General features: G+C 64.4%; 13 protein-coding genes and 1 riboswitch. Of the genes, 7 read left to right on the top strand and 6 right to left on the bottom strand.

Annotated features, from left to right (window positions below; translation table 11 throughout):
- The first annotated feature begins 9 nt into the window (after positions 1–9).
- A complete protein-coding gene (locus tag LY284_RS10445; RefSeq protein WP_014190483.1) occupies positions 10–1,188 on the top strand; it encodes an MFS transporter in 1,179 nt (392 codons plus the stop codon).
- 37 nt (positions 1,189–1,225) lie between these two features.
- Positions 1,226–1,912, top strand: a complete 687-nt coding sequence (locus tag LY284_RS10440; RefSeq protein ID WP_014190484.1) for an HAD family phosphatase — start codon at positions 1,226–1,228, stop codon at positions 1,910–1,912.
- Between the two features lie 15 nt (positions 1,913–1,927).
- Here LY284_RS10440 and ribB read toward each other — a convergent pair whose 3' ends face one another.
- Both ribB and glpK read right to left on the bottom strand, forming a co-directional pair.
- Positions 1,928–2,677 (bottom strand): 3,4-dihydroxy-2-butanone-4-phosphate synthase, encoded by a 750-nt coding sequence (gene ribB / locus LY284_RS10435; RefSeq protein ID WP_014190485.1) that lies wholly within the window; start codon positions 2,675–2,677, stop codon positions 1,928–1,930.
- A gap of 145 nt (positions 2,678–2,822) precedes the next feature.
- Positions 2,823–2,986, bottom strand: a riboswitch (FMN riboswitch).
- 116 nt (positions 2,987–3,102) lie between these two features.
- Positions 3,103–4,599, bottom strand: coding sequence for a glycerol kinase GlpK (gene glpK, locus LY284_RS10430; RefSeq protein WP_014190486.1), 1,497 nt, complete (start codon positions 4,597–4,599; stop codon positions 3,103–3,105).
- A gap of 207 nt (positions 4,600–4,806) precedes the next feature.
- Here glpK and LY284_RS10425 point away from each other — a divergent pair, with 207 nt between their 5' ends.
- Positions 4,807–5,187: a hypothetical protein gene (locus tag LY284_RS10425; RefSeq protein ID WP_041730137.1), complete on the top strand. Its 381-nt coding sequence runs from the start codon at positions 4,807–4,809 to the stop codon at positions 5,185–5,187.
- Between the two features lie 73 nt (positions 5,188–5,260).
- Here LY284_RS10425 and LY284_RS10420 read toward each other — a convergent pair whose 3' ends face one another.
- Positions 5,261–5,458 (bottom strand): hypothetical protein, encoded by a 198-nt coding sequence (locus tag LY284_RS10420; RefSeq protein ID WP_008351420.1) that lies wholly within the window; start codon positions 5,456–5,458, stop codon positions 5,261–5,263.
- A gap of 459 nt (positions 5,459–5,917) precedes the next feature.
- On the opposite strand from LY284_RS10420, the gene LY284_RS10415 reads away from it, so the two are divergent.
- The 4 genes from LY284_RS10415 (at position 5,918) to LY284_RS10400 (ending at position 10,687) form a co-directional block, all read left to right on the top strand.
- Entirely contained in the window at positions 5,918–7,555 is a 1,638-nt protein-coding gene (locus LY284_RS10415; RefSeq protein WP_014190488.1) for a gamma-glutamyltransferase family protein, read from the top strand.
- A gap of 124 nt (positions 7,556–7,679) precedes the next feature.
- On the top strand, positions 7,680–9,005 hold the full coding sequence (locus LY284_RS10410; RefSeq protein WP_014190489.1) for an MFS transporter: 1,326 nt from the start codon (positions 7,680–7,682) through the stop codon (positions 9,003–9,005).
- A 307-nt stretch (positions 9,006–9,312) separates the two neighbouring features.
- The gene (locus LY284_RS10405; RefSeq protein ID WP_014190490.1) at positions 9,313–10,137 is read left to right on the top strand and encodes a ferritin-like domain-containing protein; all 825 of its coding nucleotides are present in this window, start codon (positions 9,313–9,315) and stop codon (positions 10,135–10,137) included.
- A 40-nt stretch (positions 10,138–10,177) separates the two neighbouring features.
- Positions 10,178–10,687, top strand: a complete 510-nt coding sequence (locus LY284_RS10400) for a hypothetical protein (protein ID WP_014190491.1) — start codon at positions 10,178–10,180, stop codon at positions 10,685–10,687.
- Positions 10,688–10,727: 40 nt separating this feature from the next.
- On the opposite strand, the gene LY284_RS10395 is transcribed toward LY284_RS10400, so the two are convergent.
- The 3 genes from LY284_RS10395 to LY284_RS10385 all read right to left on the bottom strand — a co-directional run bounded on the left by LY284_RS10395 (position 10,728) and on the right by LY284_RS10385 (position 14,573).
- Complete coding sequence (locus LY284_RS10395; RefSeq protein WP_233385913.1) at positions 10,728–12,314, bottom strand: DEAD/DEAH box helicase; 1,587 nt, start codon at positions 12,312–12,314, stop codon at positions 10,728–10,730.
- Between the two features lie 241 nt (positions 12,315–12,555).
- On the bottom strand, positions 12,556–13,176 hold the full coding sequence (locus LY284_RS10390; protein ID WP_014190493.1) for a hemolysin III family protein: 621 nt from the start codon (positions 13,174–13,176) through the stop codon (positions 12,556–12,558).
- Positions 13,177–13,274: 98 nt separating this feature from the next.
- On the bottom strand, positions 13,275–14,573 hold the full coding sequence (locus LY284_RS10385) for a cytochrome c (protein WP_014190494.1): 1,299 nt from the start codon (positions 14,571–14,573) through the stop codon (positions 13,275–13,277).
- Positions 14,574–14,590: the final 17 nt, after the last annotated feature.

The following is a 14,590-nucleotide window of genomic DNA, read 5'->3' as shown; positions in this document are numbered from 1 at the left end:
GGAGTCACCATGCCTCTTCCGCTACTCGCGCTGGCGATCAGCGCTTTCGCCATCGGCACGACGGAGTTCGTCATCATGGGCCTGCTGCCCGACGTCGCACGCGATCTCGCCGTGTCGATTCCGTCGGCGGGCCTGCTCGTCACCGGTTACGCGCTTGGCGTCGCGGTCGGCGCGCCGCTGCTCGCCGTGCTCACCGCCAGAATGCCGCGCAAGCTCGCGCTGCAACTGCTGATGGCCGTGTTCATCGTCGGCAACGTGTTGTGCGCGGTCGCGCCGGGCTACGGATTGCTGATGGTCGCGCGCGTCGTGACCTCGTTCGCGCACGGCTCGTTCTTCGGCATCGGCGCGGTCGTGGCCGCGTCGCTCGTGCCGGCGGACAAGCGTGCGAGCGCCATCGCGCTGATGTTCACCGGGCTCACGCTCGCGAATGTGCTGGGCGTGCCGTTCGGCACGTTCATCGGTCAGGAACTGGGCTGGCGCGCGACGTTCTGGATCGTCGCGGGCCTCGGCGTGCTCGCGGCGCTCGGCGTCACGGCGCTGGTGCCGAACCGGCACGACGCCGCGCCGAGCGGCCTGGGCCGGGAAGTGCGTGTGCTGCGCGACCCGCAAGTCTGGCTCGCATTGACGATGACGGTGCTCGGCTTCGGCGGCGTGTTCGTCGTGTTCACCTATATCGCGCCGATTCTCGAACAGGTCGGCGGCTTCTCGCCGCGCGCGGTCACGCTGATTCTGGTGCTGTTCGGCGCCGGTCTGACGATCGGCAATACGATCGGCGGCAGACTCGCCGACCGCGCGCTGATGCCCTCGCTGATGGGCATTCTCGTCGCGCTCGCCATCGTCATGGCGGTGTTCGCGAAGACGAGTCACAGCCAGATCGGCGCGATCGTCACGATTTTCGTATGGGGCATCGCGGCGTTCGCGACGGTGCCGCCGCTGCAGACGCGCGTCGTCGAGAAAGCGAAAGACGCGCCGAATCTCGCTTCGACGCTCAATATCGGTGCATTCAACGTGGGCAATGCCGGCGGCGCGTGGCTCGGCGGCGCGGTGCTGACGCACGGCCATGCGCTCGATGCGCTGCCGTGGGCTGCGGCGCTCGTCGCGCTGGCCGCGCTCGGCGTGACGTTCTGGGCCGCGCGGCTGGACGCGCCGCGCATTACATCCGAAGTAAAAGCGGCCGACGCCTGCTGAGCGCTTATCATGTTGGCTCAACGTAATCCGAGCCAACATGATCGATCATCTCATCTGCGATTGCGACGGCGTGCTCGTCGATAGCGAAGTCATCGCGGATCGCGTAATGCTGGACGTCCTTACCGAGACGTTTCCCGGCATCGACTTCAAACCGGTCGTCAAGACGGCTTTCGGGCAGCAAACGTCGCGCTTTCTCGCGCATCTGGAGACCCGGTTCGGCATTGCCATGCCGCCGAATTTCGTCGATACGATCGAGGCGCGCGTCTCCGTGGAGCTTGCGCGCTCGGTCGGACCGATCGCGGGCGTGCGCGCCGCGCTGGAAGGCTGCGGCCTGCCGGTCGCGGTCGTGTCGAACAGCCGGATGGAGCGCGTGCGCGCGTCGGTGCGGCGTGCGGGGCTGGCCGAGATCGTCGGCGCGCGGGTGTTCAGCGCGCAGCAGGTCGAGCGGCCGAAGCCTTATCCGGATGTCTATCTGCTCGCGGCGCGCACGCTTGAAGTCGATCCGGCGCGCTGCCTCGTCGTGGAGGACAGCGTCGCCGGACTGACGGCGGCGCGCGCGGCGGGCATGAAAACCATCGCGTTCGTCGGCGCGAGCCATATTCCGTCCGGCTACGCTCAGGTGCTGCGCGAAACCGGCATCACGCGGATCATGGAGCACATGAACGAACTGCCCGCGCTCGTCGCGGCGGGCGTGCGCGGGGATTTCGGCGACGTGCTGTCCTGATTTTTAAGCCGCTTCTTACGCCACTTCTTCGACCGCTTCGACAGCCGATTCACGCGCGGCCGCCAGCGCCGCGCGGAATTCGACCAGTTCCGCGATGGTCAGCATCGGCAGGCCGTGTTCCTTCGCGAAGCGCTCGACTTGCGCGCCGCGCGTCATCGTGCCGTCGGCGTTCATCAGTTCGCACAAAACGCCTGCGGGCTTGAGGCCGGCGAGGACGGCCAGATCGACCGTGCCTTCCGTGTGGCCGCGCCGCGCGAGCACGCCGCCCGGCATCGCGCGAAGCGGGAAGACGTGACCGGGACGGACGATATCGCCCGGCTTCGCGTGATCGGCGATGGCCGCGCGAATGGTCGTCACGCGATCGGTTGCCGACACGCCCGTGGTCACGCCTTCGCGCGCTTCGATCGACACGGTGAACGCGGTGCCGTAGCGGCTGCCATTGGCGGCGGCCATCGGCGGGAGTTCGAGCGCGCGCACTTTTTCGTCGGGCAGGCACAGGCACACGATGCCGCTGCATTCGCGGATCAGAAGCGCCATCGTGGCGTCGGTGAGCTTTTCGGCGGCGACGATCAGATCGGCTTCGTTCTCGCGATCGTCGTCGTCCTGCAACACGACGGGGCGGCCTTCGCGCATGGCGTCGAGCGCGACGGCGATGCGCGACGGAATATCGAACGATGCGAGTTGCGGGAGATCGGCGGAGGCGTCATCGGCGATGACGGCGGGTGCGGCGAACGACAGGCTGCTGGTGGCTTGGGTCTGGGACATGTGAAACGCTCTCGCGCAAAAATTAAGCGAAAAACGTTTCAGGGCATTGCAAACAGACAGAACGGCACCCCACGGCGACGCTGGAGCGGCGTCGTCCGGATAGACGCGATGGATGGATCGCGACGGGGAACGAACATGACCATCTGCACATCTTCTCTCATCCGGACTATGACCGTCGGCTCTGGCGTCTCACCAGATCTGCTGACCCCGCGCATGGTGCCGGCGCGGGCGCTCGCGGGCTCATGGTCCGGCCGCGAAGCCTCGCCACATACCGCCGGTGGGGAATTGCACCCCGCCCTGAAGACGTACTGAATGCCTTCGGGCCGAATGACCCGTCAGCTTTTTTAGGATACCGCACGCGCCGGTTTTTTGCACCGCCGCATGCGTCATATGCTTTGCGCAAAGCGACATATGCGATTCGGCCCTCAGCTATCCGCCCAGGCCTTCGCCGCGTTGACCGCGCGCTGCCACCCGGCGAGACACGACTCGATCTCGCGTGCGGGCATCGACGGCGCGAAACGCCGTGCGAGCTGCCATTGCGCCTTCAGTTCGTCGATATCTTTCCAGTAGCCGACCGCGAGCCCCGCGAGATAGGCCGCGCCGAGCGCGGTCGTCTCGGCGACGCGCGGGCGCGCCACATCGACGCCGAGCAGGTCCGCCTGAAACTGCATCAGCAGATCGTTCGCGCAGGCGCCGCCATCGACGCGCAATTCGCCGATCCGCATGCCCGAGTCCGCCTCCATTGCCTTCAGCACGTCGAGCGATTGATACGCGATCGAATCGAGCGCCGCGCGCGCGACATGGCTTGACGTGGTGCCGCGCGTGACGCCGAACAGCGAGCCGCGGGCGCGCGCGTTCCAGTGCGGCGCGCCGAGTCCGGCGAACGCGGGCACGAAATAGACGCCGTCGCTATTCGGCACGCCGCGCGCGAGCGTTTCTATTTCGCTCGCGCGGCGGATGATGCCGAGCCCGTCGCGCAGCCATTGCACGACGGCGCCCGCGATAAAGATGCTGCCTTCGAGCGCATAGTTCACCCGATCGCCGATCTGCCACGCGATCGTCGTGACGAGGTTGTTGCGCGACTCGATCGGCTTCTCGCCGGTGTTCATGACGAGAAAGCACCCCGTGCCGTAGGTGTTCTTCACCATGCCGGAGTCCGTGCACATCTGGCCGAAGAGCGCCGCGTGCTGATCGCCGGCAAGCGACGCAAGCGGGATGTCCGCGGCGAACACCGTGCCTTGCGTCGCGCCGTACACCTCGGACGACGTGCGCACTTCGGGCAGCATGTTGCGGGGAATATCGAATGCGTCGAGCAGTTCGTCGTCCCAGCGCCGCTCGTGGATATTGAAGAGCATGGTGCGCGAGGCGTTCGTGATATCGGTGACATGCAGGCCGTGCCGCGTGAAATTCCACATGAGCCAGCTATCCACGGTGCCGAAGGCGAGCCGTCCTTGCCGCGCTTTTTCGCGCGCGCCTTCGACGTTGTCGAGAATCCAGCGGATCTTCGTCGCGGAAAAGTAGGCGTCGATGGGCAGGCCGGTCTTTGCGCGCACCATCGCTTCGAGCCCGCGCGACTTGAGTTCGTCGCAAAATCCGGCCATGCGCCGGTCCTGCCAGACGATCGCGTTATAAACCGGCTTGCCCGTTTCACGGTCCCAGACGATCGTGGTTTCGCGCTGGTTCGTGATGCCGACCGCCGCAATCGACGAGGCATGCACCCCCGCGCGCGTGACGGCTTCAGCGGCGACACCCGCCTGCGTCGACCAGATCTCCAGCGGGTCATGCTCGACCCAGCCCGCTTGCGGATAAATCTGCCGGAATTCCTTTTGCGCCACGGACACGACGTTGCCATTCCTGTCGAACAGCATGGCGCGCGAACTGGTGGTGCCCTGGTCGAGCGCGAGAACGTACTGATCCTGCATGGTCTCCTCCGGTCTGGTCGGACGTGGACGCGTTGTCCGTTTGCGCAATCTATCGGAGCGAGGCCGCGCGGACAACCTGGCCGAATGGCATAGGCCGCGCGACGTCTTTCGCATTCTCCGCAAAATGCCTATGCCGTCTGGACGAGTGGCGCACCCGTGCCGATGGGCCGATACTGGCGGCACCAGATCGAACGAAGGGTGAGTGCGATGCGAATGAGGTTGGTTTCAGGCCTGCTCGGCGCGGCGTTGCTGGCAGGCTGCGTGGGTACGCCGAGTCTCGATGGCTCGATGGGCGCGCCGTCTTTCAGCGCGCTTCAAGGCATGTGCTCAACGTCGCCGGTCGATTACGGCGCGGACGCGCAATCCGTCTACTCGGCCTTCTTCGACGCTTATGTGGCCGAGCGGCGCGGCGGGCTGTCGAAAGACCGTTTCTGCGCGTTCCAGACGGCGATCGCTGAACGGTATCGCGCCTATCGCGCGAATCCCGGACCTGAGGCGCAAAGCGCCTGGGCGAGCTTCTTCCTCGATCAGCGCGCGCAGGCGTTGAGCTGGCGTGCAGCGGTCGACCCCACGCTGCGAGCCGGTTGACGGGTTTGCTTCGAAGTGAGGAGAGATGAAACGGACGCGGCGGCCTGCCGCGCCCTGAGTCCGGCTGCGCGTGCTACGAGTAACGCTTGAAAGCCTTGACGGTGGAGTCGCCGGTGGCGGTAAGGCGCCACTGTTGACGTCCGGAGGCGAGATTCTCGAGCTGAACGAGCTGGCGTTCGAGCAGGGCATCGAGTTCTTCGCGTTCCATGTCGACCTGATTGGGTGCTTCCTGAACCAGTAGCAGCGTGGCAAATTCGTGCGGACTCAGCATTGTGTTCTCCATGACGACCGAACGGCATAAGCAGCCGGCTTTGTAAGCCGGATCTTTTTGCTTCGAAACGTTGTACGGGGAAACTGAAAAACCGCCGGGCAAAGGCGTTGATTTTGTGCTGCATTTGCCGGGAATTGTGATTGTAGGCAAGCGTCTGACAAGTGCCAAATTTGCAGCGAAAATTTTGGCTTTGACTTTTTGTCCATGCGGAGGCGGTCCTCTGCGCGCGCGATTTCGGAGAATCAACCTTAACTTCGTGCGGCGGCGCACACAAAGACGGCGGTCCGCGCGGAGCGAGTTCGGCCGCACGTTTGACTGATTCATGCGCATCGCTCATTAATTTATACGATAAATGAATTTGTTTTGGATTAAGCGGACAATGCAATATTCATCTTTCGCCCTGATGCAACGTAAAACCCTTCGGCACGCTTCGCCTGCTCGTATTTCGGACTTTCTTCAATGACTCGCTTCAACTGGCAAAACCCGTATCCAACGCCGCGCCTGCCGGTGTTCGCCCGTAATATCGTTTCGACATCGCATCCGCTCGCCGCGCAAGCGGGTCTGCGCATGCTGTGGAAGGGCGGCAATGCCGTCGATGCGGCCATCGCGGCGGCGGCGGCCATCACCGTCGTCGAGCCTGTTTCGTGCGGTCTGGGCGGCGACGCCTTCGCGCTCGTCTGGGACGGCAAGAAACTTCACGGCCTGAACGCATCGGGTGTGTCGCCGGCGGCCTGGAACGTCGATTACTTCCGGCGCAAATACGGCGAGGAAAACGGTCTTGCTCGTCAGCCCAAGCGCGGCTGGGACACGATCACCGTGCCGGGCGTCATCGCCGGCTGGGAAGCGTTGCACACGAAGTTCGGCTCGCTGCCTTTCGCCGATCTCATGGAACCCGCCATCGAGATCGCCGAGCGCGGTCATGCGGTGGCGAGCATCGTCGCTTACAAATGGGCCGCCGCGGTGCCGGAGCTGAAGGATCAGCCGGGCTTTGCGGACGTCTTCATGCCGCGCGGACGCGCGCCCGAGGTGAGCGAGCTCGTGCGCTTTCCCGGCCACGCGAAGACGCTGCGGCTGCTCGCGCAGCACGGTCCGCGTGCGTATTACGAAGGCGAGAGCGCCGAGCGTATCGCGTCTTTTGCGCGCGAGGGCGGCGCCGCGCTCACGATGGACGACCTGCGCAACTATCGCGCGGAGTGGGTCGAGCCGATCAGCAAGGACTATCGCGGCCACACGGTGCATGAGATTCCGCCGAACGGGCAGGGCATCGCGGCGCTGATCGCGCTCGGCATTCTCGACAAGTTCGACGTGAGCGCGCTGAGCGTCGATCGCATCGAGTCGCAGCATCTCCAGATCGAGGCGATGAAGCTCGCATTCGCGGATGTGTATCGCTACGTCGCTGATCCGCGCTCGATGGAAGTCACGCCCGAGCAGATGCTCGACGACGCGTATCTGACCGAGCGCGCGAAGCTCATCGACCCGTCAAAGGCCACGCAATTCGACTTCGGCATGCCGAAGGCGGGCGGCACCATCTACATGTCCGTCGCGGACGAGCGCGGCATGATGGTGAGCTTCATTCAGTCGAACTACATGGGCTTCGGTTCGGGCGTGGTCGTGCCGGACACCGGCATTTCGCTGCAGAACCGCGGCTGCGGCTTCTCGATGGATCCGAAGTCCGCGAACGTCGTCGAAGGCGGCAAGCGCCCGTTCCATACGATCATTCCCGCGTTCCTGACGCAGGAAGTCGACGGCCGCCGCGAAGCGGTCATGAGCTTCGGCGTCATGGGTGGCGACATGCAGCCGCAGGGCCATCTGCAATCCATCGTGCGCATGCTCGACTACGGCCAGCAGCCGCAGGCGGCGTGCGATGCGCCGCGCTGGAAGGTCAACCGCGACTTCACGATCGATATCGAAGCCACGCTCGATCGCGAAACCGCGCGCGCGCTCGAAGGCCTCGGCCACACGATCAAGTCCGTCGACGATCCCTACATGGACTTCGGCTCCGGCCAGTACATCTGGAAGCTCGACCGCAACGATCCCGAGCGCGGCTATGTCGCCGCAAGCGACAGCCGGCGCGACGGGCTCGCCGCCGGGTTCTAAATCCGCTGCGGGGGCCGCGTCGCATGACCGGCCTCCAATCACCACGACCTGGGTTCATTCGCTGCTTTTAGGCAAGCGAATGGGACCGTGCGCGCCCGCGTCGGGCGAAGAATAAGGAGACGGCATGAACGAAGAGGTGTACCGGGCGCGGAATATCGCAGCGCCCGCAGAAAAAACAGCGCTTTCCCGCGCGATGATCCGGCGCATCGTGTTCTCGTCGTCGGTCGGCAATGCGCTCGAATGGTTCGACTTTCTCGTCTACGGTTACTTCGCGACGGTCATCGCGAAGGCGTTCTTCCCGTCGAACGACGAGTGGCTCTCGACCATGCTGGCGATCGGCACGTTCGGCATTTCGTTTCTGATGCGCCCGCTCGGCGCAGTCGTGCTCGGCATCTACGGCGACCGCAAAGGGCGCAAGGCCGCGCTCACGCTCGCCATTCTGCTGATGATGGTCGGCACGTTCACGATGGCCGTGATGCCGTCGTATCAGCATATCGGTCTCGCCGCGCCGCTTCTGATTCTGCTCGCGCGGCTCGTGCAAGGCTTCGCAGTCGGCGGCGAATTCGGCAGCGCGACGGCGTTCATGGTCGAGCACAGCGAAGCGCGGCGCGGCTATTACGCGAGCTGGCAGTTCGCGAGCCAGGGGCTCGCCGCGATCATGGCCGCGGCGTTCGGCTCGATTCTGAGCGCGTGGCTGCCGCAGCCGCAGCTCGAAAGCTGGGGGTGGCGCATTCCGTTCGTGTTCGGCCTGCTCGTCGGTCCGGTGGGCTACTACATCCGCTCGCATCTGGACGAAACGCCGGAGTTTCTCGCGACGCGCGCCGCACAGAAAACGAGCGCGCCCGGCGTCTCGTTCTCGAACCAGTGGCTGAATCTCCTGCTCGCGGTCGGCATCGTCGCGCAATCGACGGTCGGCGTGTATGTCTTGCAACTCTACATGCCGATGTACGCGGTCAAGCAACTGCATCTGCCGGCGACGGCTTCCTTCGCCGTCGTCGTGCTCAATGGCGGACTTCAGTTCATCTTTTCCCCAGTCATGGGCGCGCTGTCCGACCGGCTCGGGCGCATCCGCATCATGCTCGCCACGTCGGTGTTCATGGGCGTCACGATTTATCCGATGTTTGCGTGGCTGCAAGCGCATCCGACGGTCGCATCGCTCGTCGTGCTGCAAGCGGTCGCGGGCATTCTGAAAGCCGCCTACTCCGGCCCGATGCCCGCGCTCATGTCCGAAATTTTCCCGACGCGCGTGCGCTCGACCGGTCTTTCGATCGGCTACGCGCTCGGCGTGACGCTCTTCGGCGGTTTTGCGCCGACGATCGTCGAGGCGTTCATTCACGTCACCGGCGACAAGCTCGCGCCGAGTTACTACGTGTTGCTGGCGGCGGCGTTGTCGGGCGTGTCGCTGGCGATCGTCGCGTGGCGTATGCATGCGGCGCGGCGCGCGGCGTAAAGACGCATCGTCACGGCCTTTTCCCGTTTCCAGGCTTCTGCTTCGAGGGCGCTGACCGGCACGTTTCATGCTGCACTGCACCGTTGGCCGCTCGCACGGCTTGCAAGAATTTGGTGCAGACGGAACCGCCGCGTTCCGCATGAGTCTGTCCCCATGTCTGCAAACTCGTTGCAGGGCGGCTAAGATGGAAAAACAAGCCGCTAATACTCGAAGTCGAGGGCACCAGGAACAGCGTTCCCGGTGTCACCTGAACCTCGGCCGTCTTGTTGGCCGATGGCGCGTTCAGTCCAGCCTGGGAGCGCGATATATGCAAACACTCAGTACTCACGTGATGCCGTGGCGCATCGAAGACATCGATCTCACGCGGATCGATCTCAAGAAGGCGGCATCCAACGAGCACCTTCTTTTGTTGTTATGCGCGTGCTCGTTCATCGAGAGCGGCACCGATCTCTACACGAGCAATCTGAGTAAGTATTTCCATGACGACCCGGAAATCTCGGCGTGGCTCAACAATGAGTGGGAGCCCGAAGAGATGCAGCACGGCAGGGCGCTCAAGACTTACATCAATCACGTGTGGCCGGAGTTCGACTGGGACACGGCGTTCAAGAACTTCTTCGAAGAGTATTCGCTCACGTGCTCCTACGAGGCCTTCGAGAAGAAGCGCGCGCTCGAAATGGTGGCGCGATGCGTCGTCGAGACGGGCACCGCGACGCTTTACCGCGCGATCAACGATTGTTCGGACGAACCGGTTCTCAAGGAGATCACGGACAACATTCGCACGGACGAAGTGCGGCACTACAAGCACTTTTTTCACTTCTTCAAGAAGTGGAACAAGATCGAAGGCAATGGGCGCATCGCGGTGCTGGGCGCGCTCGTGCGGCGCGTGGCCGAACTGAAGAGCGAGGATTCGGAGATCGCGCTGCGGCATGTCTTCGCCATTCGTTATCCTGAGCATGCGCACGATGCCGAGTACAACCGTGAGTTGTCGGCGCGCGTGAATGCGCTCGTGCGGCGTAATCTGTCGGCGGATCAGTGCATCAAGATGTTGCTCAAGCCGCTCGATTTGCCCGCGCGCATCCAGCCCGGCGTGCATTATCCGCTCGCCAAGATGACGCAGCTTTTCTTCCGCTAACCCTCACCCGGCGATGCCGGCCCGATGCCGGCATCCTCTCATGACCGACTCCAAAACGACGCCTTCGCTCGCCTCGCACGCCATTTTCGATGAATGGCCGCCCGAGTTGCGCGCGCTCTTCGACGGCACGTTCGCAAGCGCCGATGCCGGTTTTACCGCGTCGCTATGCGCCGCCGATCAGGGTCATCGCGTGCGCACCGCATTGTTGAGCGCCGGCGAGCTGCTCGCGCCCGACGCGCGCACGCTCGCATTTGCGCTGTGGCCGACTTCGCGGACCGCGCAGGCCGTCGCCACGACGGGCCGTGCGACGCTCACTTTCGTTTTCGACGAGGCGTTCTATCAGGTGCATCTCGACGTGCGCCGCGTGCCGCTCGACGACGTGCCGCTCGCGTGCTTCGTCGGCACGATCGAGAGCGGTGAAGTGCAGCGGGTGGGGTATGCGCGACTCACGAATGGAATCGCGTTCGAACTGACCGATGCGCAGTCGGCGCTCGCGCGTTGGCGCGAGCAACTCGACTGGCTGAAGCGGGCGGCGAGCGCCGCCGCCTGAAACAACGCCGGTGCGGCGCACCGGAGCATGTCCAACTTGATTAACGGCTGCGATCGCCCGAACGCAGGCCGTCGCGCCGTCCGCCGCTAAGCAGCGCGCCCGGATTGGCCGCCGGCTTGCGCGGATTCGCGGCATGGCCCGCTTGCTGCGATTCCGCGCGTCGCGGCGCCGGGTTTGCGTTCGCGTTCGGCTTGTTCGGGTTGCGCGCTTCGCGGTCGCGCGAAGGCTGAGCGCCGGGCTTGCCGCCATTCGCGCTCTTGCCCGCATTGCCGCCATTCGAAGGCCGCGCGCCGCGCGCTTCGCCGTTCGGCCGGCCGCCGTCGCGACGCGGCTCGCCGCTGCGACGCGATTCGCCGCCCGAACGCGCTTCGCCATTCGCACGTCCCTCGCCATTGCGCTGACCCTGACGCCCTTGGCCTTGACCCTGACCGCGTCCCTGGCTGCGGCGCTGGATCGGCTCCGGCTTCGCGCTCGGATCGGGCTCGAATCCGGCAATGACTTCTTGCGGAATCGGCCGCTTGATCAGGCGCTCGATATCCCGCAGCAATTGATGCTCGTCCACGCACACGAGCGAGACTGCTTCGCCTTCTGCACCCGCGCGCCCCGTGCGGCCGATGCGATGCACATAGTCTTCCGGCACGTTCGGCAGATCGAAGTTGACGACGTGCGGCAGTTGATCGATGTCGATACCGCGCGCGGCGATGTCCGTCGCGACCAGCACCTGCAGCGTCTCGGCCTTGAATTCGGCGAGCGCACGCGTGCGGGCCGACTGGCTCTTGTTGCCGTGAATCGCGAGGGCGCTGATGCCGTCCTTCGTCAATTGCTCGGCGAGACGGTTCGCGCCGTGCTTCGTGCGCGTGAAAACGAGCACCTGGAACCAGTTGTTGCCGCGGATAAGATGCGTGAGCAGTTCGCGCTTGCGGTCGCGATCGACCGGATGGATCTTCTGCTCGACCGTCTCGGCGGTCGTATTGCGGCGCGCCACTTCGATCAGCGCGGGCGAATCGAGCAGGCTGTCGGCGAGCGCCTTGATTTCATCGGAGAACGTGGCCGAGAACAGCAGGTTCTGGCGCTTGGCCGGCAGCTTCGCGAGCACGCGCTTGATGTCGTGGATGAAACCCATGTCGAGCATGCGATCGGCTTCGTCGAGCACGAGAATTTGGAGCTGCGAAACGTCGATCGTCTTTTGCTGCATGTGATCGAGCAGACGTCCCGGCGTTGCGACGACGATATCGACGCCGCGGCGCAGCGCATCGATCTGCGGATTGATGCCGACGCCGCCGAACATCACCGTCGACTTGAGTTTCAGATACTTGCCATACGCGCGCACGCTTTCTTCGACCTGCGCGGCGAGTTCGCGCGTCGGCGTGAGGATCAGCGCGCGCACCGGACGTTTCGCGCCGCTCGCGGCCGGGGCCGAGACAGGCCCAAGCTGCGACAGGCGTTGCAGGATCGGCAGCGTGAAGCCGGCGGTCTTGCCGGTGCCGGTCTGCGCGCCCGCGAGCAGGTCGCCGCCTTTCAGGACGGCGGGAATCGCCTGAAGCTGGATCGGAGTGGGAGTGGAATAGCCGAGTTCGTTGACGGCGCGAAGCAAAGGTTCGGACAAGCCGAGCGAATCAAAAGACATAAATTGAACGTTCTATTCGTTATATCGAACGTCGCGCATGCGAATCGAGGCTGCGGCGAATCGGGTTCGGCCGGCAGAGCGCATGTGCGACGCTCGGAAATGAATCGGGCGGCGGGCCTTTAGCGGCGATCACTGATCGCCCGGCGCTGCCGCGAAGTTCGACGTGCTATCAAGACACGTCATCTGGCGCTAAGTTGCATCGAAGACACTTCGACGCTGCGGCGCTCGCTCAGTCCGGCGCTCACGCGACATAGCGCGCGACGCTCACGAACTGGCACAGGCTGCCTGCGAGCACGAACAGATGCCAGATTCCATGTCCGTGCCGGATGCGCTCGTCGTTGATGAAAAAGTAAATGCCAGCGCTGTATATCACGCCGCCCGCCACCAGCCATGCGGTTCCCGCGGCCGGCAGCGTGGTCACGAGCGGATGAACGGCCACGAGCGCGAGCCATCCCATCAGCACGTAAAGCACCATCGACACGCTGCGGGTTCGGCGCCCGAGCGTGAGTTCCTGCGTGATGCCGAGCGCCGCGAGCCCCCAGCTTACGCCGAAGAGCGACCAGCCCCACGGGCCACGCAAGGTCACCAGTGTATACGGCGTGTAGCTGCCGGCTATCAACAAGTAGATGGCCGAGTGATCGCACTTTTGCAGTATCGCTTTCAGGCGCGGCGTGCGCGCCCAGTGATACAGCGTGGAGATGATGTAGAGCACGCAGAGCATCGCGCCGTACACCGCGAAGCTCACGACCTTGTAGGCGTCGCCGTCGAGCGCGCCCTTCGTGACGAGCGCGGCGAGCCCGGCCACGGACAGCACTGCGCCGACCAGATGGCTGATGCTGTTGAAACGCTCACCGACATGCATATCGAATCCACCAAAAGACAAGGGGCGCGGCCCCAACTACGAAGGCTGCGCCCCAGACGCGTATTGTACGCTGTCCCGGTGAATGACTTACGAAACCATCAATCGAGCGGCGCCGAACGCAGATTGCTCACCTGCTGCGGCGACACCGGCGTGCCGTGGTTGCCCCACGACATACGGATGTACGTCACGACCGCGGCGACTTCCGTATCCGACAGCGCCTGTGCGAAAGGCGGCATGCCGTGCGGCATCGGGTTGCCTTCCGTGCTCGGCGGATAACCGCCGTTCAGCGTCATGCGGATCGGGTTGACGGCCGACTGCATCTGGATCGACTGGTTGTTGGCGAGCGGCGGGTAAGCCGGCGGCTTGCCGAGACCGTTCTCCGCGTGACACTTCGCGCAGTTCTCGGTGTACACCTTCTTGCCCAGCGTAAGCAGTTCGCCGCCGAACTTGTCGGAGGTTTCGAGCTGCATGACTTCCGGCGCTTCCTTCTTCTGCGGGATCGATTTGAGGTACGTCGAAATCGCGTTGATGTCCGCGTCGGTCATGTATTGCAGGCTGTTGTGAACCACTTCGGCCATCGGACCGAACACCGCGCCGCGCTGCGACACGCCGGTCTTCAGCAGATCGTTGATGTCCTTCAGGTCCCAGTCGCCGAGGCCCGCTTCCTTGTTCGACGTGAGCGACGGCGCATACCAGTTCTGCAGCGGGATCAGGCCGCCGGCGAACGCCGCCGAGCTGACCGGGCCGCCCATCGCGTTGATCGACGTATGGCACATGCCGCAGTGGCCGAGGCCTTCGACCAGATACGCGCCGCGGTTCCACTCGACCGACTTGGTCGGGTCCGGCTTGTACTCGCCTTCCGAGAAGAACAGCGTGCGCCAGCCGATCAGCAGGTTGCGGTTGTTGAACGGGAAGCGCAGTTCATGCGGACGGCTCGGCTCCGACACCGGCGCCACCGAGCGCAGGTACGCGTAGATCGCGTCCGAATCGGCGCGCGTGACCTTCGTGTAGCTCGTGAACGGGAAGCCCGGGTAGAGCAGGGAGCCGTCTTTCGAGCGGCCCGTGTGCATCGCGCGATAGAAGTCGTCGGAGGTCCACTTGCCGATGCCGTATTGATCGTCCGGCGTGATGTTCGGCGTGAACATCGTGCCGAACGGCGTGGCCATCGGCAGGCCGCCCGCGAACTGCTTGCCGCCGCGGACCGTGTGGCACGCGATACAGTCGCCGGCGCGCGCGAGGTATTCACCCTGCTTGATGAGCGCGGCCTTGTCGGCAGGCGTCGCGGCGATGGCGCCGCCCGAATGCAGATTGTCGCCGCCCGACCAGAGGACGGCGCCGGCTGCGAGGGCTGCCACCACGACAGCCGAGGAAAGTGCGAACAGGGACTTGCGTTTCATTATGTTGTCGCTCCAGA

The sequence above is a fragment of the Caballeronia sp. PC1 genome (genome assembly GCF_021353155.1).
GTDB classification, from domain to species: domain Bacteria; phylum Pseudomonadota; class Gammaproteobacteria; order Burkholderiales; family Burkholderiaceae; genus Caballeronia; species Caballeronia cordobensis.
Note: the sequence above shows the minus strand (reverse complement) of the source record. Positions and strands in the feature narration are given on the sequence as shown.

Coding starts and splice junctions, on each gene's coding strand:
- LY284_RS10445 (WP_014190483.1), top strand. CDS start 10: ATGCCTCTTCCGCTACTCGCGCTGGCGATCAGCGCTTTCGCCATCGGC.
- LY284_RS10400 (WP_014190491.1), top strand. CDS start 10,178: ATGACCGACTCCAAAACGACGCCTTCGCTCGCCTCGCACGCCATTTTC.
- ribB (WP_014190485.1), bottom strand. CDS start 2,677: ATGTCCCAGACCCAAGCCACCAGCAGCCTGTCGTTCGCCGCACCCGCC.
- LY284_RS10405 (WP_014190490.1), top strand. CDS start 9,313: ATGCAAACACTCAGTACTCACGTGATGCCGTGGCGCATCGAAGACATC.
- glpK (WP_014190486.1), bottom strand. CDS start 4,599: ATGCAGGATCAGTACGTTCTCGCGCTCGACCAGGGCACCACCAGTTCG.
- LY284_RS10410 (WP_014190489.1), top strand. CDS start 7,680: ATGAACGAAGAGGTGTACCGGGCGCGGAATATCGCAGCGCCCGCAGAA.
- LY284_RS10385 (WP_014190494.1), bottom strand. CDS start 14,573: ATGAAACGCAAGTCCCTGTTCGCACTTTCCTCGGCTGTCGTGGTGGCA.
- LY284_RS10415 (WP_014190488.1), top strand. CDS start 5,918: ATGACTCGCTTCAACTGGCAAAACCCGTATCCAACGCCGCGCCTGCCG.
- LY284_RS10390 (WP_014190493.1), bottom strand. CDS start 13,176: ATGCATGTCGGTGAGCGTTTCAACAGCATCAGCCATCTGGTCGGCGCA.
- LY284_RS10420 (WP_008351420.1), bottom strand. CDS start 5,458: ATGCTGAGTCCGCACGAATTTGCCACGCTGCTACTGGTTCAGGAAGCA.
- LY284_RS10425 (WP_041730137.1), top strand. CDS start 4,807: ATGCGAATGAGGTTGGTTTCAGGCCTGCTCGGCGCGGCGTTGCTGGCA.
- LY284_RS10395 (WP_233385913.1), bottom strand. CDS start 12,314: ATGTCTTTTGATTCGCTCGGCTTGTCCGAACCTTTGCTTCGCGCCGTC.
- LY284_RS10440 (WP_014190484.1), top strand. CDS start 1,226: ATGATCGATCATCTCATCTGCGATTGCGACGGCGTGCTCGTCGATAGC.